The following is a 22,232-nucleotide window of genomic DNA, read 5'->3' as shown; positions in this document are numbered from 1 at the left end:
TTCTTTATCTTGAACTGTCGGGAGCCGGAAGCCCTGCCGGCGGGCCTGTTGTGGCAGGACCGCCGTTATGCCGACGCCGGCTCGGCTTCGCTGGCGCCGGTGAGGCGTTCCAGGGCGTCCTCCATGTGGCTGATCAGCAGCTTTCCCACCCGGTCGACGTCCCCGTCCGCGAGGGCTTCGGCGATGGCGTGGTGCTCGGCAACACGCGTGTGCGGGTCCGGGTACTTCTTCTCCAGCGCTGTGAGGCACATGCGGGTCTCGGTCAGCAGGGTGTTGTGCATGCGGGTGAGCCTGGTGCTCTCGGCTGCCGCGACCAGTGTGGCATGGTATTCCATGTCGGCCTCTGACATGGCGTCGAGATCGCCCTTGTCCGCGGCCTTTTTCATCGCCTTCACCACCTGCAGCAGCCGGACGGCAACGTCCTTACCGTCGTTCTGCAGGATCAGCTCGGCGGCAGCACGCTCGACGGCGGTGCGCGCCACATACATGTCGCGGACTTCCTCATCGGTCATGGTGATGACGAAGAGCCCGCGGTTGCGGATGCTAATAAGCAGGCCCTCCTGGGTGAGTCGCTGCATCGCCTCGCGGAGCGGTCCGCGGCTGACGCCAAGCTCCTTGGCCAGCTCGGCCTCGCCGAGTTGGGCGCCGGGCTGTATCTGGCCGCGCCCGATTGCCGTGCGCAACTTGCCGGCAATGATTGATGGCGTGGATTCGCGCACCACGGGCTCAAATCTTTGCATCGGGGACCACTTTTCCGCTCAGGGGTCAGCCTGCGGCCCTCGGGCGCGCAGCCTGACCCGTTATTTCGTGTCCGGCCCGAAGACCGGCCTAGAACTGTCTACAATCCTACAGGAGCGTGCGCCGCGCGGTTCAAAAAACTACACGGCGCTCCCGCTCCCTGCTCGGCAGGCGCCGGGGCCGCCCGCAATGGCGGCGCCCCGGCAACCTGCACCGGGCATCCGTACTCTTAGCTCCGGTCCCGGCCCCTCGTCAGGCGTCCGTGTCGACGGCCCTCGAATACGTCAGGGTTTCATCCCGCGCACCGCCCATCCAGATGTCCTGGCACGCTGCCGCCATCTCGTCGAGCCCTTCAACAATCGTGGCGAAGACATTGCCAGGCACCCAACCCGAGTCGCCGTTCAGCAGCAGATTGTTGCGTCCGTAGAACACAGCCAGGTCCACGACGGTCCGGACCGAGTCCGTTTCGGAGTCCTGTTCGTAGCCGTGGGACGGGGTCTTCAGGTCGTTGGACGTGAAGGTGAAGTAGCAGACGTCGCCGGGGATCGGCGTCACGGTGGTGTTTTCCGCTCCGGGTTCTGCCGGGGCGAAGGCGGGCACCAGGTTGTAGATCTCGTTGCGGGCATATTTGCCGTGGAAGACCTGGCCGCTGAGCGGCAGGGCGTCCCAGACGGCCTTCGCCGTCCGTGGCGCGACGTCGTCGTGGAGGAGCGCCTTGCAGGTCACTCCGCGCTTTTCGAGGGTGATGTTGATGTACCGGGCCATGCTGTTCCTTATCTGCTGGTAGGAGCGGACAACTCCGCCTTGCTGGGCGGACGGTGGTGATGCCAGTCGCTGGCATTCTGGTAGGCGGCTGCTGCGGAGAGCACACGTGCATCGCCGTGGCGCGGGCCCACGATCTGCAGCCCAACGGGCAAGCCCCCGGCTGTGAAGCCGCAGGGCACGCTGACCGCGGGCTGCTGGGTCAGGTTGAAGGGGTAGGTGTACGGCGTCCACGATGTCCAGTCCTGCGTCGCCGAGTGCTCCGGCACATCGCGGCCGGCCTCAAAGGCGGGGATGGGCAGGGTGGGGGTCACCAGGAGGTCGTAGCGCTCGTGCAGCAGCCCCATTTCCCGCCCCAGCTTCATCCGCACGGCGGTGGCATCCAGAAAATCGCCGGCGCTGAATCCTGCATGCCGTTCCAGCGCCGCCGCGAGGAGCGGGTCGATCTGGCCGCTGGCGCCCGGGCCGTAGCCCTCGACCACTTTGGCGGCGCCGCTGAACCACAGCACGTGGTATGCGTCAACGGGATCGGACCAGCCGAGGTCGATCTCCTCCACCTCGGCGCCGAGCCCGCGCAACACCTGGACCGCGTTGCGGACGGCGGCATCGACGTCGGGATCATTGCTGCCGTAGCCAAGGTCCGGGCTGAAGGCGATCCTCCGGCCGCGCAGCCCCTCCCCCAGCTTGTCCAGGAAGGACCCCGCGGGGGCAGGGCCCGCGGACCAGTCGCGGGCGTCGGGCTGCGACAGGATGTCCATCATCAGCGCCGCGTCTTCCACGCTGCGCGTGATGGGGCCTGCGTGCGCGAGGGTCCCGAAGGGGCTGGCCGGGTACAGCGGAACGGTCCCGTAGGTGGGTTTGAAACCGACGACGCCGGTAAAGCCGGCGGGGATGCGGATGGAGCCGCCGCCGTCGGTCCCCACAGACCACGGGCCCATCCCCTGCGCCACCGCGGCGGCGCTGCCGCCGCTGGAACCGCCCGAGGTGCGTGAGGGATCCCAGGGGTTGCGGGTGACGCCGCACCGCGGGCTGTCGGTGACGCCCTTCCAGCCGAATTCGGGACTGGTGACTTTGCCGAGCAGGACGGCACCGTTCTCGCGCAACCGTGCGACAGCGGGCGCGTCTTCGGCCCACTCGCCGTCGGGGGAGGTAAGCCGGGATCCGCGCAGGGTGGGCCATCCCCTGGTCAGCAGCAGGTCCTTGATGGAAGTGGGGACGCCGTCGGCGAGACCCTGCGGCTCCTTGGCGCGCCATCGCGCCTCGGATTCCCGGGCCGCCTGCAGGGCTTCTTCAGGTTCGACGAGACAGAAGGCATTGATGTCCTTGTCGTGCCGGTCGATCGCGTCCAGCGCCGCGCGGGTGGCCTCCACGGGCGAGACGTCGCCGGAGCGGTAGGCGGCCACCAGGTCCGTGGCGGTGGCCCATTCGAGTGCATCGATCACGTGCAAATCTCCCTGTCCTTGTCTGGTGCATCGTGTGGTGCAGATAACACTGCGGTCAGGCTATGTGGCATCGGTCACGATTGTCAACAATCCTACTTCCCTATCTTTTACGATTTTCATTTCGTACGATTGTCCACAATCCACGGGGAAGAGCCCCGCGGCTGTTCAGAGGAGAATCATTGGTAACCACCGTTGGCATGCTCTATCCGGGCTTCGGGGCCGAAGACGATTACCCCTACATGGAGGAACTCCTGGGCGACGGCGTCAGCCTGCCACTGGTCCACACCTCCGTCGGTGTGGACGCGCACGAAGTGCAGGCGCTGCTGGACCTTGGCAAGAGCGAGAGACTGCTCGAGGGCGCCGAGTCACTGCGCGCCGCCCGGCCCGACGCCGTAATGTGGGCCTGCACGTCCGGCAGCTTCGTCTTCGGCTGGGACGGCGCACGCCGGCAGGCCCTCGAGGTCCAGGAGGCTTTGGGCATCCCCGCCTCGTCCACGTCACTGGCGTTCGTCGACGCCGCCCGCGCACTGGGCCTGGAGCGCGTGGCTGTGGCCGCGACCTACCCCGAGGACGTGTCCCGGCACTTCGTCACCCTGCTCGGCCGCGGCGGCATTGAGGTGACCCAGCTGGTCAGCCACGACATTCCGACGGCGGCCCTGGCCGGTGAGCTGGACCGGAATGGAGTGCTGGAGCTGGCGCGCAGCAACGACAGCCCGGAAGCGGAAGCCATCCTGATCCCGGACACCGCACTGCACAGCGCGCGCTGGATTAATGAGCTCGAGACCGCACTTGGCAAGCCCGTGCTCACGGCCAACCAGGTGACCGTATGGCAGGGCCTGCGCCTCGCTGGCGCGCTGCGCCCCTGCGAGGCCCTTGGCCAGCTGTTCCGCCAGACAGCCAAACTGGCGGTCGGCGCCTGACACGTCAGCAGCCGGCACCCCGGCAGGAAAGCGGCCCCTTCGGCAGTGTTGCCGAAGGGGCCCCAGTTCTGTCTGCAGGTTCCCCGCCCGCAGCGGCACGCTTTACCGGGCCAGCAGCCGCTGCCCCGGACCCACCGCCGATTTGCCCAGCCGCCGAAGGGATGCCCAGGCCGTGACCTGGTTGGCGGACAGGACCGGCTTGCCCAGTTCGCGCTCCAGCGGGGCGATGATGTCGTAGGTGGGCAGGTTGGTGCAGCTGACGAAGATGGCGTCAGCCTCCGGGACGTCCGCCGCCCTGATCAGCTCACTGGTGGTCGGGTATGGGACCTCCCAGATGCCGCCGTCAAGGCCCAGTCCCGCCTGGGCCACTACGGAATGCCCCGCCTCCTGAAGAAAGTCGCCCAGCCGGACTGTCAACTCCGCAACGTAGGGCGTTACTACCACCACGCGTGAGACTTGCAGGAAATCCAGGGCCTCCAGCAGCGCCTCCGACGTGCTGACACCCGGTGCCCCGCTAGCAGCCTCCATCACCTTGGAAATATGCCGGGCACCGGCCACGCCATTGATGAAGCTGCCGGAGGTACAGGCGTAAGCCATAACTTTCGGCCCCACGGCGCCCAGGCTCCGGGCAGCGTCCCGGATGTCGCCGTCGTCGCTGACATCCTCGGCCAGTTCCAGGCTGACGGGCTCATCGACGAACGGTGTCCGGGTGAAGTAGAGGGACACGTCTTCCGGCATCCAGCGCCACAGCTCCCGGTCCAGGGCCATGTCAAACGGGCAGACGACCCCAATCCCCGTTTGGGCCGCGGGCCCCACCGCTTCCTGTGCGATCCTCGCCATTCCAGCTCCTTAAATAGTAGATTGTTGACAATTATGTGATGCATGCCTAGTGTCCGTGGAGACCCGCCCATTCCGAAGGAGCTCCCATGGACCGTTACGAAAGCCCCCTTGCCGCCGTCGAGCGCGAATTGCCCGAACCTCCGGTTCCGGTTGCCAACTACGTGCCGGTCAGGCAGGTGGGGAACCTCGTGTTCACCTCCGGCCAGACACCGCACCGGGACGGCGTGCTGGCCGTGAGCGGCAAACTGGGCCGTGAAGTCAGCATCGCAGAAGGCCAACAGGCCAGCGCAGAGGCGGTGATGAACTGCCTCTCCGCGCTCCGCCAGCACCTGGGATCGCTGGACAGGATCGTTTCTGTGGTCAGCCTCACCGGCTACGTGGCCTCCGCCGAAGGCTTTACGGACCAGCCCGCCGTGATCAACGGCGCATCCCTGCTCCTGGAGAAGGCCTTCGGCGACAAGGGGCGCCATGCCCGGGCAGCCCTTGGGGTGGCTGAGCTGCCCGGGCACGCGCCCGTCGAGATTTCACTGATTGTGGAGGTGTAGCTGCAGCGGTGCTGCAGCCACACCTCAGTGCTGCAGCACGGCCCTGAGGAAGGTCCGGGTCCGCTCCTGCTGAGGATCCTTGAAGATCTGCGACGGCGGCCCGCTCTCCACGGCTGCGCCGTTGTCGAACATCACCACACGGTCGGAGATCTCCTCCGCGAACCGCATTTCGTGCGTGACCATCAGCATGGTCATGTCCGTGGTGTGGGCCAGGTTGCGGATCACGTTCAGCACTTCTCCGATCAGCTCCGGGTCCAGGGCCGACGTCGGCTCGTCGAACAGCAGCACCTTGGGCCGCATGGCCAAAGCCCGGGCGATGGCCACGCGCTGCTGCTGGCCGCCGGACATCTGCGGCGGGGTGTGGTTCATGTGCTTGCCCAGCCCCACGAGGTTGAGGAGCTCAGCTGCCCGCTCGCGGGCCTCAGCCTTGTCCATTCCGAGCACGTGGATGGGCGCCTCAATGACGTTCTCCATGGCGGTCATGTGCGGGAACAGATTGAACTGCTGGAACACCATGCCGATTTTCCGGCGCGTGGCCCGCAGCTGCTTTGTTTCCCGGACTTTCTGGCCGGCTGTGACGTCCCACAGAGTGTCCCCGTCCACGGTGACGAGGCCCTCGCTGGGAGTCTCCAGCGTCATGAGGATGCGCAGGATCGTCGTCTTGCCGGAACCGGACGGGCCGATGATGGACACCTTCTCCCCCGCCGCGACTTCGAAGTTGAGGGACTTCAGGACCTGGTTGGACCCCCAGTTCTTGCTGACGTTCTGGAACCGGACAATCGGGCTCGGGGCGAGGCCGACGCCGGCGGGCAGGGGCTGGGGTTCAGTGCTGGGGCGCATAGCGCCGCTCCAATCTGTTGACGAGCCGTGAGGCCGGGTAACTGATGGCCAGGAAGAGCAGGGCGGCCAGGGTGAGCGGTTCCAGATAACGGAAGTTCGAGGTTCCGATTGCCTGGGCCGTTGCCATCAGCTCCACCACCGTGATGGCTGACAGCACGGCGGAGTCCTTGAACATCTGGATGAGGTAGTTGCCGAGCATGGGGACCACAGTGCGCACTGCCTGCGGAAGGATGATCCTCCCCCAGGTGCGCACGCCGGGGAGGCTCAGCGCCGTTGCCGCCTCCCACTGGCCCTTGGGCACACCCTGGATTCCGCTGCGGTAGACCTCTGCCATGTAGGCGCTGTAGTTGATGCCGATCACCACCAGTCCCGTGGTGAAGGCGTCAAAACTGATGCCGTATGCGGGCAGCACGAAGAACGCGCAGTACGCCTGCACCAGCAGCGGCGTGCCGCGGACAAACACCACAAAGAAGGACACCGCCGGTGACAGTACCGGGATGGCGAGCCTTCTCAGCACGGCGAAGACCAGGCCCAGGACGGCTGCGAGGAGGGTGCCCAGCAGCGTGATCTGGACGGTGACCCACAGCCCCTCCAGGAGTAACGGGAACACTGAGATGGCAAAATCGTTGTCCCAGATCATGGGGCACCCACCTTCATGAGACGGCTTTCCTTGCGCTGGGCGGCGAGCGCCTTCCGGTCCAGGGCGAAACGGCGTTCCAGCCAGCCGGTGAGCAGGGTCAGCAGGCAGGAGAGGACGAAGTACATCACCAGGATGGTGAGGAATATCGCCGTCGTCTGCCCGGTGGTGCTGCGAATCATCTGGGCGCGGAACGTCAGGTCCGCCACGGTGACGAGTGAGACGAGCGAGGTGTTCTTCAGCAGGTCCACCATGACGTTGCCGAACGGCGGCAGCATGGCTGGTATGGACTGCGGAATGATGATCCGGCGCAGCCGCAGCGCAGGCTCCATGCCCAGGGCGATGCAGGCCTCCGTCTGCCCCTTGGCCCGGCTGGCAATGGCGCCGCGCACCACCTCCGCGGCGTAGGCGCCCTCATTGAGCCCGAGCGCCAGGACCGCGGCGGTCAGCGGATGAAGCTGGATGCCGAAGAACGGCAGCGCAAAGAACAGCCAGAACATCTGCACCAGCAGGGATGTGCCGCGAAAGACTTCGATGAACACCCCGGCCGGCCAGCGCAGGAAGCGGTGGCTGGATAGCCGCGCCAGTCCCGCTGCGAAAGCCACCACCAAACAAAGGGCCCCGCTAAGCACCGTCACCAGGACGGTGGTCAGCAATCCCTGCCAGAGCAGCGGCGCATATTCGACTACCGCGAACATCCGGCCCCCTCCTTCCGGGCGACCCGGATCACCCGGCGGTCTTGCATAGCTCCTCGGTGGTGACGCCTTCCACCACGGTCGGGTCAAAGCCCCATTTCGTGAGGATCTCAGCGAATTCGGGGGTCTTCTTGAAGGCTGCAAGTTCCTTGTTGTACGCCTCATGGAAGGCGGCATCGGCCTTGCGGAAGGCGGCTCCGGACCCGGTGCGGGGCGCATCGTCCACCGGCTTGCTGATGTCAAAGCTGGCGTCGTCCTTGGCGAGGGCCTGAAGCGACAGCGTGGGCAGCATGAACGCATCGGCACGGTTGGCTTTGAGCGCCTCGAGTCCGCTGCGGCCGTCATTGATCTTGACCTGCTGCGAGGCAGGGACATTGGCCGACTTGAGCACCCCCTCCTCGAAGCCGCCGGGCAGCACGGCGATCCGCAGGGACTTGTCCGCCAGGACGTTTGCCACGGACGTAATGCCTTTCGGATTTCCCTTGGGGATTGCGAAGGACTCCGTGGATACGATCACGGGTTCGGAGTACAGGACCTGCCCGCAGCGGGACTGCTTCATGAAGAGGCCGGCCGCAATGACGTCCCAGCGGTTCGCGTTCAGCCCGGGAATCATGGATTCGTAGGGCGTGACGATGCCCTGGACATCGTCGATGCCCAGGCGTTTGCAGACGGCCCGGAGCACGTCCGGCTCGCAGCCGGTCACCTTTCCGTCGGCGCTGACCTGCGTGTACGGCGGCTCGTTGGCGATGCCGACGCGGAGGAAGCCCTGCGACTTCGCCGTTTCCAGCAGGTTGGCGGCGGCACCGGAAGCAGGACCGCCGGCGGCCACGCTGGAGCAGCCCGTTGCCCAGCCCGCCACTGTTGCCCCAAGTACTGCGACCCCTGCTCCGCGCAGGACATTCCGCCGCGAGATATTGCCATTCATATGTTCTCCTTCGCCCGGACTTTGCCAGGATTCGCCGAGGTGACCACACGGTGTGACGTGTGTTACACAAAAGCTACGAGGTGGGTGTACTATTGTCAACAATCCGAATGTAAATTGCTGATTGCGGACCTGATTCAAAGGCGTTTCGGCCCGCAATAAAGCTCAACATCCGGTCTGCCGTCCACGGCCAACAGCGCATCCCCTGAATGGAGCCCCAAAATGATCATCGGTATCCCCAAAGAGATCAAGAACAATGAATTCCGCGTCGCCATCACCGCCGCGGGCGTTCATGAATTCCGCACCCACGGCCACTCGGTCCTCGTGGAGCGCGGCGCGGGCCTGGGCTCGGGCATCACCGACGAGGAATACGCCATCGCGGGCGCCGAAATCATCGCCGACGCCGACGAGGTCTGGTCCCGCGCGGACATGGTGATGAAGGTCAAGGAACCCATCAAGGCCGAGTACCACCGCTTCCGCAAGGGCCTGATCCTCTTCACCTACCTGCACCTGGCCGCCGAGCCGGAACTGACCCAGGAGCTCATCAACTCCGGCGTCACGGCCATCGCCTACGAGACCGTCCAGGAAGGCCGCACTCTGCCCCTGCTCGCCCCGATGTCCGAGGTGGCCGGCCGGCTGTCCGTCCAAGTGGGTGCAACATCCCTGATGGCACCTGCCGGCGGCAAGGGCGTGCTGCTCGGCGGCGTTCCGGGCGTCCGTCCGGCCAAGGTCGTGGTCCTGGGCGCAGGCGTCGCGGGCACCAACGCCGCCGCCATGGCGCTGGGTCTCGGCGCCGACGTCACCATCCTGGACATCAACATCAACCGGCTGCGCGAGCTCGACGCCCAGTACCAGGGACGGCTCAAGACCGTGGCCTCCAACAAGTACGAGATCGAGAAGTCCGTGGTGGACGCCGACCTCGTGATCGGATCCGTCCTGATCCCCGGCGCCAAGGCCCCCAAGCTGGTGACCAACGAACTCGTGGCCCGGATGAAGCCCGGCTCGGTGCTCGTGGACATCGCCGTGGACCAGGGCGGCTGCTTCGAGGACACCCACCCCACCACGCACCAGGAACCCACGTACAAGGTCCACAACACGATCTTCTACTGCGTTGCCAACATGCCCGGCGCTGTCCCGAACACCTCCACCTACGCGCTGACCAACGTCACGCTCCGCTACGGCGTGGCCCTGGCAAACCTCGGCGTCAAGGCCGCCTTCGAAAAGGACCCCGCCCTCGCCGCAGGCCTCAACATCGCGGCAGGCCACGTCGCGCACCACTCCGTCTCCGAAGCACACAACCTGCCCCTTGCCGCCGACTGGGACAGTCTGGTCACCGCCTAAGAGCGGGCACCGCCGGATCTCCCCGTCATTTCATCAACAGAAGGCCTCTCAAGGAACGAGACATGAAGAAGCGCATCCTGCTCCAGCACTCCCGGGTCAGCCCTGCCGGACAGCCACAGAGCCCCCGAACCGGAGATCACTGCCCGGCCACCGGATGGTGGGCCGCCCTCAACGGCGAGGAAAAGCCGCAGTTCATCACCGAAGGGAGCATCATGCCTTCGGTCGGCGGAAGCCCGGCGGCCTGGAAGCTGGCAGTATGCCATCCCCAGCGGGCTCAGGCTCCCCGCCACGACTTCCCTCCGAAGGGTTTCGCCCTGGACGCCATCTGAGAAGGCACGGCCACTGCCGTTACTGCATCGGCGGACTTCACCGCACTACTTCGGTGTGATGGTCCAGTCACCGTCGGAGTTGACCTGGACGTAGCCCGGGGTGAGCGTCACGGTGCCGCTGAAGTCGCCGACCTTATTGACGGCTTCCTCGGGAACCTCGCTGCCGAACCCCAGCACCACGAAGGCGCTTTCGCCCTTGTTGGTGATCGCAGCCTTATCGGTGGCGACGTCCCAGAGCAGGACCCGGTCCCCGTGCCCGCTGACCTTGCCCGTCGAGGGCGCAATGCTGTCAATGTCTTCGATTTTGAGCGTCCACTCAGAGTCGGCGCTGATGTTGAACTCGGTGGTGGGCACGCCGGCGCTGGTGTCCACGAGGTGCGAGCCGGTGTAGGCGCCGGTGGTGTTGACCAGCAGAATCTCCGCGCCGTTGGTCTCCAGTGCCGTGTCCCCGGTGCAGGCTTCGCAGGTGAATGTCACCACGGCCGGCAGGCCCTGGAGGTCTACCGTCTTGGCCGCGTCACCTGTGCCTGTCAGCGTCTGCGCCTCGAGGTGCGGGCGCTCCCCCGGCGCCGTCTCGCCGGTGGTGGTTGGCTCCGCGGAGGAACCGGCGCTTTCCTGGGTGACGGGGGCCGCGGAAACGATCGGCGGCGTGGTTGCCTGGCGGACGAGGGCGCCCGCAACAATGCCGCTGACCACGCCGATCACCAGGCTGACCACCAGCAGGACAACCGTCACCAGAACGGCCACCTTCCTGTACTGCACATACCCTGCCAGCGGCCGGCCGCTCTTGTCAGTCTGCCGCCCGGCAAGCGTGGTGATCAGGTCCACGAGCGACCAGATGCCCAGGCCGCCCAGCGTCAGCAGCTTGACAACGCCGGTGCCGACCTTGCCGAGGTAGAAGCGGTCCACGCCGAGCCCGCCCAACAGCAGGGAGAAGAGCCAGGTGGCCACGAAGGATTTCTGCGGCTCCGCCCCGTACTGACCGGGGAAAGCCCCGTGCTGTCCCGGGTACGCCTGCCCAGCGCCGAGTCCGTCCAACAACTGCCCGTTCGCATACTGCGGCGCGCCATAGGTGGTGTAGTCGGAGGGCGGTGGGGTTGGGCCGGGGAGGCTCATTGCAGTCCTTTCAGGGCAGGCGACGGCAGGGGTCACCGGGGTGGCGGAGGAAGAAGGGTGGGCAGTGCGGAGGGAGCGGTGCGGAAAGGCTGGGAGGGGCACATGGCTTCAAAGGCCTGTTTGCTTAAGGCTTTATGGCTTGCACATCTGCTGCTGTCCCCCAGTTTGACGCTTTGGCGTCACCGCCCCCTCAAGCGATAATACAGGCCCTCCGGAGGGCAGGCGGGGACGCCACGGCGCGTCCCGGACGGCGCGCCGCAAAGAGGCACGACGACGACGGCAGCCGCCCGCCGTCGTCGTACTTTTGGGCCTTAGAAAGTGTCCAATGACACGCCTACTTCGGCACGGCTCCGATCTGCTGCATAAGGCTCAGGGTGTCCGTCGATCCCCAGTGTTCAGCCACCTTGCCGTCCGCCACGCGGATGATGTCGATGCCCGAGAACTCCACCGATTTGCCCGTGGCCGGCACGCCGGCGAAGTCGCCCTGGTGCGTTCCCCTGAGTGTCACGTGGGCGGCCTCGAGGTTGCCTTCCGCGAGCGCCGGCTCGGAGGTCTTGACCGAAAGGTCGGGGAACGCGGCCCGCACCGCATTGACATAGAACTTCACGCCTTCCTTGCCCGGCGGCTGCCCGGGAAAGCCCTCCTCATGGTCGACGACGTCGTCCGCCACCATCTCGTCGATGAGCGACAGGTTCCCGCCCGTCAGCACCTCGTTGTAAAACCGCTGAATCAGTCCGTTTCCGCCAGCCATTTCCGGCTCCTTTGGGGTTGTGGCTGTCTATGGCAGTTGCATTGTCCTCCCGCCCCGGTGCAGCTTCAATGGCCGGTTGCTTGCGGGATTTGTTGGCCGCTCCCGGGGGCCTTCTGGGCGGGAAAGGTCCAAAATAGGCTTAGGGGACATGCCAGTAGACGCAGCGCGAACGGAGGGAACTGTCATGGCCGGACACTTCGAAATCATCGATGCTTCCGACGGCGGCTTCACGGTCAGGCTTATGGACGGCACAGGAAAACTGGTGGCGACCTCGGTCAAATACCCCACCAAGCAGGCTGCCGTTGCGGGGATTTCCGCAACGCGGGAGGTCGCCGGAACCGGCCTCATCCGCGACATGAGCCGTGGCGGCCACGGTGAAGTCATCATCCCCAAGTCCCGGGTGGGCCATGCAACCGTAAGGCTCCACTCCCACACGCGGTTCCCGGCCGCGGACCACGCGGAAGCGGTCCGAGGATCCTCCTTCCGAGGGGTGCGGCCGTACTGACCGTTCGGGACTGCCCCTTTCGGGACTGCCCCTTTCGGGCATGGCCCGGCCAGCCTCGCTGCCGGCCTGCCTCGCTGCCGGGAGGCATGACGTTGGCCCGGCCAGCCTCGCTGCCGGGAGGCATGACGTTGAGGCGGCCCGGGGACTAGGGTGGATTCACGGCTGAAGACACCCGGCCCCCTGGAACGCCCCTATGGAGCTGCCGCCATGACCGAAGCCCTCGCCCCCGCCACCGGAACTTCCGCCGATACTTCCGCCACCGGAACTTCCACCGCCGATACTTCCACCGCCGGAAGTTCCAGCGCCGAAGGCACAGCCGACACAGGCACAGCCGCTGCTTTGCAGCGCCTCGCCGCCGACAGGCTCGGCCTCCCCCGCCTCCGCGAGGGCCAACTGGCCGGAATGGGGGCGCTTGTTGCCGGCAGGGATGTGCTCGCCGTGATGCCCACGGGCTACGGCAAGTCGGCCATCTACCAGGTGGCCGCACTGTTCATCCACGGCGCCCCGAACAACGGCGGCCACAGCGGACCGGAAGCTGGCAGCGCAAAGCGGGGTCCCGCCGTCGTGGTTTCCCCGTTGATCGCGCTGCAGGAGGACCAGCTGGATGGCCTGCTGGAGGACCTGGGCGGCGAGTCCGCCGTGGCCATCAATTCGGGCCGCAGGGACTCCGAGGTGGAGGACGCCTGGGAGGCGGCCAAGCGGGGAGACGCCGCGTTCCTCTTCCTTGCCCCGGAGCAGCTGGCCAAGCCGGAGACGGTGGAACGGCTTGCCGCGCTGGATGTCCCGCTGTTCGTGGTGGACGAGGCCCACTGCGTCTCCTCATGGGGGCACGACTTCCGCCCCGATTACCTGCGCCTGGGCGAGGTCCGGGCGCAACTCGGCAACCCGACCGTCGCCGCGCTCACCGCCACCGCCTCACCCCCGGTGCGCGACGAGATCCAGCAGCGCCTGCGGATGAAGGACCCGCTGGTGCTGGTCCATGGCTTCGACCGGCCCAACATCAGGCTCGATGTGATCCGGCACCTTGAGGACAGGGACAAGCAGCGCGCGGTGGTGGGGCAGGCGGCCGAGCTTCACGCCTCGCTGAACGGGCCTGGCCTGCTCTACGCCGCCACCCGCAAGGACACCGAAACCTACGCCGCGGAGCTCGCCGACCAGGGGCTGCGTGCCGCGGCCTACCACGCAGGCCGGAAACAGAGCGAGCGGGACGAGGTGCACGAGCAGTTCCTCGACGATGAACTCGACGTGGTGGTGGCGACCACCGCATTCGGCATGGGCATCGACAAGCCCAACGTCCGCTTCGTGATTCACGCCGACATTCCCGAGTCCCTCGACGCCTACTACCAGGAGATCGGACGCTCCGGCCGCGACGGCCAACCCGCCTCGGCGGTCCTGCACTACCGGCCCGAGGACCTGGGCCTGCGCAAGTTCTTCGGCACGCACAAGCCGGACGAGGAGTCGCTGCTCTCGGTCCTCACCGCCCTGCGTGCCGCCGACGGCCCCATCACGCAGAAGGCGCTCGCCGAGGAGACCGGCATCCCCGCGCGCCGGCTCACCGGCCTGCTTAACCAATTGCAGGAGACCCGCTCCGTGAAAACCCTCAAGCGCGGCATCCGGCTGGAAACCGACGCCAAGCTGCCCAGGGTGGTGGAGCACGCCGTCGAACTCGCCGAAGCACGCCAGCGCGTGGACCGCTCCCGGATCGAGATGGCGCGCGGCTACGCCGAGACGGACGCCTGCCGGCGCCAGTTCCTGCTGGGCTACTTCGGCGAGGACCTGCCGGAGCCGTGCGGCAACTGCGACAACTGCGCCGACGGCTCCGCGTACGAGGAGGATTACGACGACGGTGCTGCCGCCGCCGCGGGCGGCGAGGCGTTCCCACTCCAGGCCGCCGTCGTGCACAAGGAGTGGGGCGCAGGCATCGTGATGCGGCATGAAGAGGACGTGATCACCGTGCTTTTCGAGCAGGAGGGCTACAAGACCCTCTCCCGCCGGGCCGTGACCGACGGGAAGCTGCTGACCCTGGCGACGTGACGCCGTCCGTTCTTTCCCTGGTCACCCAACTGCCGCCCGCCCCACCCAACTGACTGGCAGTAGTTGTCGTTTGGAGCCGTCAAAACGACAACTATTGCGAGTTACTTGGGGACGCGGCGCCTATTTCGGGAACCGTTGACATGTGACCAAAAGGTCACCTATTCTGGCCCTGTGGACGCCGTATTCAAGGCTCTCGCCGACCCCATCCGCAGGGACCTCCTGGACGCACTCTTCCGCGAGGACGGCCAGACGCTCGGCGCGCTGGAGGCCCGGTTTGAGATCACTAGGTTCGGCGTCATGAAGCACCTGAAGATCCTGGAGGAGGCCGGCCTCGTGGTTACCCGGCGCCGCGGCCGCGAGAAGCTGCACTTCCTCAATCCGGTGCCCATCAGGCTCGTCCACGACCGCTGGGTGAGCAAATACGCAGAACCATGGGCCGCTGCGCTCAGCGACCTCAAAACCCGATTGGAAAGTCCCATGGAAAAGATCTTCGAAATCTACATCAAGACCACCCCGGAACGGCTCTGGGAAGCCATCACGGACAGCGACATCCGCAGCAAGTACCAGTTCGGGAACACGCTGAAATCGGACTGGACGCCGGGCTCACGGTTCGAGATGGGCAACCCCAAGGCCGGGGCGCTGCTGGGTGAGGGCGAGAACCTGGAGATCGATCCCCCGCGTCGGCTGGTGCAAACCATGCGCGCGCTCTGGGGCGAGGACGTCAAGGCCGAGGGCACCTCCCGCGTCACCTGGGAGATCGAGCAGGTGGGCGACGACTCCTGCCACCTCACCGTCACGCACGACCAGCTCCGCGAAGGCGCCAACGAGCAGCTCTACGGCGGCTGGCCGATGATCCTCTCCGGACTGAAGACCTGGCTCGAGACCGGCGAAAAGCTCACCACGCCCGGCTCGCTGATGTACGGCTAGGGCCGGGTCAGGCTCCGCCGCCCCCAACTGACTGGCAATAGTTGCCGTTTTGAGCCCCCAGAACGGCAACAACTGCCAGTCAGTTGGGCAGGGCTGGGTAGGGTTGATTCCAAGCGCTCCACCCGAATGACCTTCAGGAAAGAGGCAGCATGGAAGTTCCCCCTATCGTCTGGATCCTCACGATCGCCGGGATTGTCGCGCTCCTGGCGTTCGACTTCTTCTTCCACGTCCGCAAGGCGCACACCCCGTCTTTGAAGGAATCAGCCACGTGGTCCGCCATCTACGTGGGACTGGCCCTCGCGTTCGGCCTCGGCGTCTGGTTCTTCGGCGGCTCCAGGATGGGCACCGAATATTTCGCCGGGTATGTGACCGAGAAGGCGCTGTCCGTGGACAACCTCTTCGTCTTCCTGATCATCATGTCCAGCTTCAAGGTCCCGCGCGCCGACCAGCAGAAAGTGCTCCTGTTCGGCATCGTCTTCTCGCTGCTCGCCCGGACCGGGTTCATCTTCCTTGGCGCCGCGCTGATCAACAGCTTCGCCTGGGTGTTCTACATCTTCGGGCTGATCCTGCTGGTCACTGCCGGCAACCTGCTCAAGCCGGACAGCCACGACGACGACAGCGAAACCCTCGTGGTCCGGCTCGCCAAGAAGTTCCTTCCGGCGTCCGAGCATTTCGACGGCGACAAGCTCTTCACCATGGTGGACGGCAAGAAGGTCCTCACGCCGATGCTCCTGGTGATGGTGGCCATCGGCGCCACGGACATTCTCTTCGCGCTGGACTCCATCCCGGCCATCTTCGGCCTGACGCAGAACGTGTTCATCGTCTTCACGGCCACGGCGTTCTCGCTCATGGGGCTGCGGCAGCTATTCTTCCTGATCGACGAGCTCCTCGACCGACTCATCTACCTCTCGTACGGGCTCGCCGCGATCCTTGGCTTCATCGGCGTCAAGCTCATCCTGCACGCCCTGCACGAGAACAACCTGCCGTTCATCAACGACGGCGAACATGTCAACGTCGTCGAGATCAGTACCGCCACCTCGCTCAGCGTGATCCTCGGTGTCCTGGTCATCACCATCGCCGGCTCGCTCCTGAGCCCCAAGGGCAAAGCCAAGACCATGGTCTCCGGCGCCCGCCGGCACGCCACCACGTACGTGGACCTCAACTACGAGACGGACATCGCCGAACGCGAGCGCATCTTCGACAAGCTGGTCCGTGAAGAGCAGGAGCTCAAGAAACTGCCGGAGAAGTACAAGAAGCTCATCCGCAATGAGACCGAGTTCATGAACCTCATCCGCCAGGCCCACACCGAGCACGACCAGGCACTCGAGCGCGCCGGCGAGAAGTAAGCCAGCAACAGCAACGCGGGGTCACTTACGGCCCAATCCGGTGGGTTTATTGGGCAGTAAGTGACCTCGCGTTGCTTTTTAGTTTGGGGCGGTCAGTTCCGCCAGGAGCCGGAAGCCCTGGCGGTCCACGGGTACCGCCGTCGCGGCCAGAAGCACGACGCCGGTCCCCGCCTTCCGGTCCAGTCCCACCCAGGCGCGGAAACCGCCGGTGCCGCCGTTGTGCCAGGTGACCGTGCGGCCCTTGGTTTCCAGGGTCATCCAGCCGGCACCGATGCGGGCGGCCGGGCCGGCGAAGTCCGCGACCGGGTCCAGTGCGGCCAGGCCTGGCGCTCCACCCCCTGGCCCAATTCCGTCCAGCAGGGCGGACACGAGCCCCGCCATGTCGCTGATGGAAGCACGGATGCCGCCTGCCGGGGCAAGCGCCTCCCCTGTCCAGGGCTGCATCACCCGGCCCCTGCGGCTCCGGCCGGTGACCGCCGTCGGACGCACTTCAGCGGGAGTGGACGGCGCGTAAACGGAACCCAGCCCCAGCGGAACGGCGAGCCGGTCGCGCAGAAGGTCCTGAAAGCTCAGACCGGCCCCGGCGGCGATGGCGTGGCCCAGTAGCTCGAAGCCGAAGTTGGAGTAGCGCGGGCGGGCGGCTCCGGGAACCGCCGACCGTGCCTGGGCGAGCAGCTCGGCCAGCGTCTCGCCGTAGGGATTGCTGCCCCGCACCATCAGGGCAAGCGTGCGGCGCAGGCTTCCTGACCGCCGGGGCAGTCGCGGAAGGCCGGAGGAATGCCGGCTCAGGGCGGCCAGGGTCAGTGCCGCCGCCGGGCAGTCACCGAGCGGCAGCCGCTCCCCCAGCGTGGTGTCCGGGCTGATCTCGCCGCGGCCCAAGGCGTCGGCATAGAGCAGCCCCGTGATCCCCTTGGAGACGGAGCCGATCTCGAAGTCAGCGGCGAGGTAGGCGCCGCGGCTCGCCACGGCAACCTCCCCTGCGGAGACAGTGGCCGCAGCCACCACGGGGTGGCTGCGGCCAAGAGCTTGTTCCAGTTGTTCGGACAGTCCTGCGTCGCCGTGGACGTCAGGAGCCGGCAGGCCCAGTGTCAGTGCCTGTGGAGGAAGTGGCGGATCTTGTCCCCGATTCCCTCAGCAGTGCGGCCGCGCCCCATGGCAGAGGTCCGTCCGGCGGTGTAGGGCCGAGTTCCCCGCGTGTAGCCGCGCGTGTAGCCGCCGGTTGTTCCGTGCGTGGTCCGTCCGGAGAGTCGGCCCGCGGCATTCCTGATCATGTTGCCCAAGTTCATGATGAACTCCTTTGGTTGTGCGTCTGTTCAGGCTGCGACCGGTTTGAGGTCCGGTCTTTCCCGACTCTACGCCCGCCCCCCGGGCATGGCTACCACTGAGTATTAGCCGCGGAGCGCTGCTGGAACAGCAACGCGAGGTCACTTACAGCCCAATTCCGCCGATTTATTGGGCGCGAAGTGACCCCGCGTTGCCCTTCCCGGCCTCGCCTACTGCTGCTTCACCAGGGCGGCTTCCAGGTTGATCTTCACCTTGTCGCTCACCAGGAGCCCTCCGGCTTCGAGCGCGGCGTTCCAGGTGAGGCCGAACTCCTTGCGGCTGATGTCTGCTTCGGCCGAGAAGCCTGCGCGGGTGGCGCCGAACGGGTCGACGGCGACGCCGGTGAACTCAACCTCAAGCTCGATGGGCTTGGTGATGCCCTTGATGGTGAGATCGCCCGTGAGCGTGTAGTCCTCGCCATCGCCCTCGATGTGCGTTCCCTTGAAGGTCATCTCTGGAAACTTCGCGACGTCGAAGAAATCCTCGTTCTTCACGTGCGCGTCGCGGTTGGCGTCGCCGGAGTCGAAGCTGGCGGTGCTCACGGTGGCGTGCAGCGACGAATCTGCCAGGGAGTCGCGCACATGGGCTTCGCCGGTCGCTTCCCGGAACCGGCCCCGGACCTTGCTGATCCCGGCGTGGCGTACGCTGAAGCCGATCTCACTGTGGGACATATCGAGTGTCCAGATGCCGGGGGTCAGGCCTGCGGGAAGAGTCATGGCGCATCTCCTTTGAAGGAAAAACCTGCTGGTCAGTGCGATTTCAACACTGGTTTAGCCCGGCGGTGAAGTCAAGGACGAGTCGCTTCCGGCGCACCCAGCGCGATACCCGCACATTCCTAGCCAATTTTCAGGAAACTTTTCTAGCCTAGGTGCAGGCCCACCGCGTATCCCCCATCCGAGGTGGTCCTGCCGCTAGGAGCAGCCCCGCAGAGCCGTCAGGTAGTGCGGGGCTCTCCGCGTTTTGGCACTCCGATTTTTGGGCAGCCGCCCGCGTGGCACCGCCAGCTCCTCCCCGCCGGCCAGTACGATCGGTCGTTGAATCGAGCACCAGCGCCACGGGAGTTAACCGCCTTGCACCATGCACCGTCCCGCGGAAGGAACTGGTTTGCAGCCGGCGCCCTTGCCGCCGTCCTTTTCGCCACCACCGCCTGCGGCGGGGCCATCAGCGCAACCCGGCAGCCGTCGTCGGACGCTGTTCCCGGCGGATCAGCCGGCACCGCCCCCGGCTACGCCGTCAAGGCGGCCGACCTCCTCGCCACGCTGCCGGTCAAGGGCCGCGCACCGAAAACCGGCTATGACCGGGAGGAATTCGGCCCGGCCTGGTCGGACACCGACCACAACGGCTGCGACACCCGCAACGACATCCTGGCCCGCGACCTCAAAAGCACCACCTTCAAGCCCGGGACGAAGGACTGCATTGTCCTGACCGGCTCCCTCGCGGACCCCTACACGGCAACCACCATCGCCTTCACCCGCGGCAGCAAAACCAGCAGCGCGATCCAGATCGACCACGTCGTCGCCCTCAGCGACTCCTGGCAGAAGGGCGCCCAGCGCCTCAGCAAGGCGCAGCGGACGGCCTTCGCCAACGATCCATTGAACCTGCTGGCAGTTTCCGGCCCCGCCAACCAGCAAAAGTCCGACGGCGACGCCGCCACCTGGCTGCCCGCCAGCAGGGCCTACCGCTGCCCGTATGTGGCGCGGCAGATTTCGGTCAAGGCCAAGTACAAGCTGTGGGTGACCCAGGCCGAACGCACCGCCATGGCGTCAGTACTGGCGCAGTGCGGCGGCACTGTAGCCGGAAGCAAATAAGCAGCCGGCAGCAAGGAGCCAGCCCGCCAGCAGGTAAGCGGCCGGCCGGCTCCGCTCAGTCCTGCTCCGGCTCCTGGCCAGCGAACGGGTAGTCATCATCGTCGCTGCCGGGCGTCCCGGCTGCCTGCTCGATCGCGTCCGCCTCGGCTGCCTCCTCCGCCGAGAGATCGGGGGCGGCGGCTGGGCCATCGGACGTCAGCGGAGTCCGCTGTTCCAGGGCGTCGGCTTCGGGAACGTCTTCCGGCAGGGGCCGCTGTTCCTCGTCCCCGAACTCCCCGCCCGCTGCCTGGCGCTGTTCGAACGCATCAACGTCCGGCACTTCGAGCGGTGTTTCGTCAGGCTGGCTGTTCATGGATCTCCTCCTGCGGCTGCATGGGTCGTTCCACGAGTCTGGCCCTACTCTGCGGCGACGGCAATGGGGGCCGCCTGCTGCCCGGCCAGCAGGCCGGAACCACCGGCGGCCCCGCGCCGCTTCCCCCGTCAGTTTTGGCCCTGCATCAGCCCCTTCCCCGTGTCAGCTCCCTCTCCGTGTCAGCTGAGGTACCCGTTCGGGTTCAGCACGTACTTGGTGGCTGCACCGGCGTCGAACTCGGCGTACCCCTTCGGTGCCTCCTCCAGCGGAATCGGCTTGGCGTTGACGTTCTTGGCGATGCTCACGCGGTCGTTCAGGATGGCCATCATCAGCTGCCGGTTGTACCTCATCACCGGACACTGGCCCGTGGTGAAGCTCAGCGACTTCGCCCAGCCCGTACCGAGGCTCAGGCTCAGCGCACCCTTCTTGGCAGCCTCGTCAATGCCGCCCGGGTCCCCCGTCACATACAGGCCGGGAATACCCAGTGCGCCGCCCGCGGCAGTGATGTCCATCAGCGAATTCAGCACGGTGGCCGGTGCCTCCTTCGCACCCTGGCCGTGGCCCTTCGCCTCGAAGCCGACGGCGTCCACCGCGCAGTCCACCTCCGGCACACCCAGGATCTGTTCAATCTGCTCCACCGGCCCGCCCTTGGTCAGGTCAACGGTCTCGCAGCCGAAGCTGCTCGCCTGGGCCAGCCGGTCACTGTTCATGTCGCCAACTATTACGACGGCGGCACCCAGCAGATGTGCGCTCGTCGCCGCTGCCAGGCCAACAGGACCCGCTCCCGCGACGTATACGGTGGAGCCCACTCCGACCCCAGCCGTCACCGCACCGTGGAAACCCGTGGGGAAGATGTCAGAGAGCATGGCCAGGTCCAGGATCTTCTCCATGGCCCTGTCCTTGTCCGGGAACTTGAGCAGGTTCCAATCGGCGTACGGCACCAGCACGTAGTTGGCCTGGCCGCCCACCCAGCCGCCCATGTCCACGTAGCCGTACGCGCTGCCCGGCCGGTCCGGGTTTACGTTCAGGCAGATGCCGGTCTTGCGTTCCTTGCAGTTCCGGCAGCGGCCGCAGGAGATATTGAACGGCACCGAGCAGATGTCGCCGACCTTAATGAATTCGACGCCGGGCCCCACCTCCACCACCTCGCCGGTAATTTCGTGGCCCAGCACCAGGTCCGGCGGCGCTGTGGTCCGCCCCCTCACCATGTGCTGGTCCGACCCGCAAATGTTGGTGGCTACTGTCCTGATGATGGCGCCGTGGGGAACCTGGCGCCCCACGTTGGCCGGATTTACGCCCGGACCGTCCTTAAGTTCAAAGGTGGGGTAGTCGATATCGATGACTTCCACCTTGCCGGGTCCCTTGTAGGCAACGGCTTTGTTCCCTTCCATCTCTTTCCTCCTGGCGTCACAGACCCTTCCCCTTGAAAGGTCGGCGGTGAATTCATGAGTGTTGTGATGCACCCTCCAGGGCATTCCGCTGACAGGCCGGACGACGCCGTCGGGCCTGAAAAGGTGGAGGGTGACGCCAGTCTAGGACGGTCCCGCCCAAGGGTCCATGGGTCCCCGGCCGGAATTTGAGAGCAGACACTCAGGGTAATTACGCAACACATTTGGGTCTTTTTGATCCGGCCGGTCGGGCCTACGTTGGGAACAGCGAGTCGCCCAGCCGGGGCGTCCGGAACCTGGAGGAATCCCATGAGCACGCATGTAGCTGATTGCAGTGTGACCAACTGCTCCTTCAACGACCATTCCGAATGCAACGCCGAGGCCATCACGGTCGCCGGAACCACAGACCACGCGTCGTGCGCCACGTTCATCGACACCGGCACGCACGGCGGCCTGCCCAAGGTCCTCGCCGGCGTCGGAGCCTGCCAGCGGGCAGAATGCATCCACAACGACCACCTGATGTGCAAGGCGCCGGAAGTCCACGTCGGCCCCGGCCCGGACAACGCCGACTGCCTCACCTACTCCCACAACGGACGGAAAGTCACCCACTAATCCGCGCAGGCAGATAGGGTCCCCCATTGGCGCCGCTCCGGCACTGACCGGGTTGGGGG

General features: G+C 66.2%; 25 protein-coding genes. 10 read left to right on the top strand and 15 right to left on the bottom strand.

From position 1 onward, the window contains the following. Positions 1-65 precede the first annotated feature (65 nt). The 3 genes from ACFUTU_RS16310 to ACFUTU_RS16300 form a co-directional block, all read right to left on the bottom strand. A complete protein-coding gene (locus ACFUTU_RS16310) occupies positions 66-722 on the bottom strand; it encodes a GntR family transcriptional regulator (protein WP_377966073.1) in 657 nt (218 codons plus the stop codon). A 268-nt stretch (positions 723-990) separates the two neighbouring features. Beyond that, positions 991-1,503, bottom strand: a complete 513-nt coding sequence (locus tag ACFUTU_RS16305) for a DUF3830 family protein (protein ID WP_377966071.1) — start codon at positions 1,501-1,503, stop codon at positions 991-993. Positions 1,504-1,511: 8 nt separating this feature from the next. Then, on the bottom strand, positions 1,512-2,942 hold the full coding sequence (locus ACFUTU_RS16300; protein ID WP_377966069.1) for an amidase: 1,431 nt from the start codon (positions 2,940-2,942) through the stop codon (positions 1,512-1,514). A 179-nt stretch (positions 2,943-3,121) separates the two neighbouring features. Between ACFUTU_RS16300 and ACFUTU_RS16295 the strand changes: the two genes are divergently transcribed. Further along, on the top strand, positions 3,122-3,862 hold the full coding sequence (locus ACFUTU_RS16295) for a maleate cis-trans isomerase (protein WP_377966067.1): 741 nt from the start codon (positions 3,122-3,124) through the stop codon (positions 3,860-3,862). A gap of 102 nt (positions 3,863-3,964) precedes the next feature. Here ACFUTU_RS16295 and ACFUTU_RS16290 read toward each other — a convergent pair whose 3' ends face one another. Further along, a complete protein-coding gene (locus tag ACFUTU_RS16290) occupies positions 3,965-4,702 on the bottom strand; it encodes an Asp/Glu/hydantoin racemase (protein WP_377966065.1) in 738 nt (245 codons plus the stop codon). Positions 4,703-4,788: 86 nt separating this feature from the next. Between ACFUTU_RS16290 and ACFUTU_RS16285 the strand changes: the two genes are divergently transcribed. Then, on the top strand, positions 4,789-5,247 hold the full coding sequence (locus tag ACFUTU_RS16285) for a RidA family protein (RefSeq protein WP_377966063.1): 459 nt from the start codon (positions 4,789-4,791) through the stop codon (positions 5,245-5,247). 24 nt (positions 5,248-5,271) lie between these two features. Here the strand turns inward: ACFUTU_RS16285 and ehuA are convergent, their stop codons facing one another. Genes ehuA through ehuB form a run of 4 tightly spaced genes read right to left on the bottom strand, consistent with a single transcriptional unit; the run spans position 5,272 to position 8,344 of the window. Then, the gene (gene ehuA / locus ACFUTU_RS16280; RefSeq protein ID WP_377966061.1) at positions 5,272-6,087 is read right to left on the bottom strand and encodes an ectoine/hydroxyectoine ABC transporter ATP-binding protein EhuA; all 816 of its coding nucleotides are present in this window, start codon (positions 6,085-6,087) and stop codon (positions 5,272-5,274) included. Next, entirely contained in the window at positions 6,071-6,727 is a 657-nt protein-coding gene (ehuD, locus tag ACFUTU_RS16275) for an ectoine/hydroxyectoine ABC transporter permease subunit EhuD (protein WP_377966059.1), read from the bottom strand. The genes ehuA and ehuD overlap by 17 nt, the downstream gene beginning before the upstream one ends. Then, positions 6,724-7,422, bottom strand: coding sequence for an ectoine/hydroxyectoine ABC transporter permease subunit EhuC (gene ehuC / locus ACFUTU_RS16270; protein ID WP_377966057.1), 699 nt, complete (start codon positions 7,420-7,422; stop codon positions 6,724-6,726). Before ehuC ends, ehuD begins: the two co-directional genes overlap by 4 nt. Positions 7,423-7,450: 28 nt before the next feature. Next, positions 7,451-8,344 carry an ectoine/hydroxyectoine ABC transporter substrate-binding protein EhuB gene (gene ehuB / locus ACFUTU_RS16265; RefSeq protein ID WP_377966055.1) on the bottom strand — a complete coding sequence of 298 codons (894 nt, stop codon included), beginning with the start codon at positions 8,342-8,344 and terminating at the stop codon, positions 7,451-7,453. 219 nt (positions 8,345-8,563) lie between these two features. Here ehuB and ald point away from each other — a divergent pair, with 219 nt between their 5' ends. Both ald and ACFUTU_RS16255 read left to right on the top strand, forming a co-directional pair. Further along, entirely contained in the window at positions 8,564-9,682 is a 1,119-nt protein-coding gene (ald, locus tag ACFUTU_RS16260) for an alanine dehydrogenase (RefSeq protein ID WP_377966053.1), read from the top strand. A 62-nt stretch (positions 9,683-9,744) separates the two neighbouring features. After that, positions 9,745-10,011: a hypothetical protein gene (locus ACFUTU_RS16255; protein ID WP_377966051.1), complete on the top strand. Its 267-nt coding sequence runs from the start codon at positions 9,745-9,747 to the stop codon at positions 10,009-10,011. Between the two features lie 45 nt (positions 10,012-10,056). Here ACFUTU_RS16255 and ACFUTU_RS16250 read toward each other — a convergent pair whose 3' ends face one another. Beyond that, positions 10,057-11,127, bottom strand: a complete 1,071-nt coding sequence (locus tag ACFUTU_RS16250) for a TM2 domain-containing protein (RefSeq protein WP_377966049.1) — start codon at positions 11,125-11,127, stop codon at positions 10,057-10,059. A gap of 334 nt (positions 11,128-11,461) precedes the next feature. Further along, the gene (locus ACFUTU_RS16245; protein ID WP_377966047.1) at positions 11,462-11,878 is read right to left on the bottom strand and encodes an ester cyclase; all 417 of its coding nucleotides are present in this window, start codon (positions 11,876-11,878) and stop codon (positions 11,462-11,464) included. A gap of 148 nt (positions 11,879-12,026) precedes the next feature. On the opposite strand from ACFUTU_RS16245, the gene ACFUTU_RS16240 reads away from it, so the two are divergent. The 4 genes from ACFUTU_RS16240 (at position 12,027) to ACFUTU_RS16225 (ending at position 16,690) form a co-directional block, all read left to right on the top strand. Further along, on the top strand, positions 12,027-12,383 hold the full coding sequence (locus ACFUTU_RS16240) for a YegP family protein (protein WP_377966045.1): 357 nt from the start codon (positions 12,027-12,029) through the stop codon (positions 12,381-12,383). A 207-nt stretch (positions 12,384-12,590) separates the two neighbouring features. Further along, on the top strand, positions 12,591-14,417 hold the full coding sequence (locus ACFUTU_RS16235) for a RecQ family ATP-dependent DNA helicase (protein WP_377966043.1): 1,827 nt from the start codon (positions 12,591-12,593) through the stop codon (positions 14,415-14,417). A 171-nt stretch (positions 14,418-14,588) separates the two neighbouring features. After that, positions 14,589-15,344 (top strand): ArsR/SmtB family transcription factor, encoded by a 756-nt coding sequence (locus ACFUTU_RS16230; RefSeq protein WP_377966041.1) that lies wholly within the window; start codon positions 14,589-14,591, stop codon positions 15,342-15,344. Positions 15,345-15,493: 149 nt separating this feature from the next. Beyond that, positions 15,494-16,690, top strand: a complete 1,197-nt coding sequence (locus ACFUTU_RS16225) for a TerC family protein (RefSeq protein ID WP_377966039.1) — start codon at positions 15,494-15,496, stop codon at positions 16,688-16,690. Positions 16,691-16,768: 78 nt separating this feature from the next. Here ACFUTU_RS16225 and ACFUTU_RS16220 read toward each other — a convergent pair whose 3' ends face one another. The 3 genes from ACFUTU_RS16220 to ACFUTU_RS16210 form a co-directional block, all read right to left on the bottom strand. Continuing rightward, the gene (locus ACFUTU_RS16220) at positions 16,769-17,692 is read right to left on the bottom strand and encodes a serine hydrolase domain-containing protein (RefSeq protein WP_377966037.1); all 924 of its coding nucleotides are present in this window, start codon (positions 17,690-17,692) and stop codon (positions 16,769-16,771) included. Positions 17,693-17,778: 86 nt separating this feature from the next. Then, a complete protein-coding gene (locus tag ACFUTU_RS16215; protein ID WP_377966035.1) occupies positions 17,779-17,976 on the bottom strand; it encodes a hypothetical protein in 198 nt (65 codons plus the stop codon). A 207-nt stretch (positions 17,977-18,183) separates the two neighbouring features. Further along, a complete protein-coding gene (locus ACFUTU_RS16210) occupies positions 18,184-18,729 on the bottom strand; it encodes a YceI family protein (RefSeq protein ID WP_377966033.1) in 546 nt (181 codons plus the stop codon). A 354-nt stretch (positions 18,730-19,083) separates the two neighbouring features. On the opposite strand from ACFUTU_RS16210, the gene ACFUTU_RS16205 reads away from it, so the two are divergent. After that, positions 19,084-19,821, top strand: a complete 738-nt coding sequence (locus ACFUTU_RS16205) for an HNH endonuclease family protein (protein ID WP_377966031.1) — start codon at positions 19,084-19,086, stop codon at positions 19,819-19,821. 55 nt (positions 19,822-19,876) lie between these two features. Here the strand turns inward: ACFUTU_RS16205 and ACFUTU_RS16200 are convergent, their stop codons facing one another. Together ACFUTU_RS16200 and fdhA are read right to left on the bottom strand one after the other, a co-directional pair. Then, positions 19,877-20,173, bottom strand: a complete 297-nt coding sequence (locus tag ACFUTU_RS16200; RefSeq protein WP_377966029.1) for a hypothetical protein — start codon at positions 20,171-20,173, stop codon at positions 19,877-19,879. Between the two features lie 179 nt (positions 20,174-20,352). Beyond that, on the bottom strand, positions 20,353-21,564 hold the full coding sequence (gene fdhA / locus ACFUTU_RS16195; RefSeq protein ID WP_377966027.1) for a formaldehyde dehydrogenase, glutathione-independent: 1,212 nt from the start codon (positions 21,562-21,564) through the stop codon (positions 20,353-20,355). 306 nt (positions 21,565-21,870) lie between these two features. Here fdhA and ACFUTU_RS16190 point away from each other — a divergent pair, with 306 nt between their 5' ends. Next, positions 21,871-22,173: a DUF1540 domain-containing protein gene (locus ACFUTU_RS16190; protein WP_377966025.1), complete on the top strand. Its 303-nt coding sequence runs from the start codon at positions 21,871-21,873 to the stop codon at positions 22,171-22,173. Positions 22,174-22,232 lie beyond the last annotated feature (59 nt).

The sequence above is a fragment of the Arthrobacter sp. NPDC057388 genome (assembly GCF_042668165.1).
Taxonomy (GTDB): domain Bacteria; phylum Actinomycetota; class Actinomycetes; order Actinomycetales; family Micrococcaceae; genus Arthrobacter.
The sequence above is the reverse complement of the archived record's forward strand: the minus strand, read 5'-3'. Positions and strand labels throughout refer to the sequence as shown.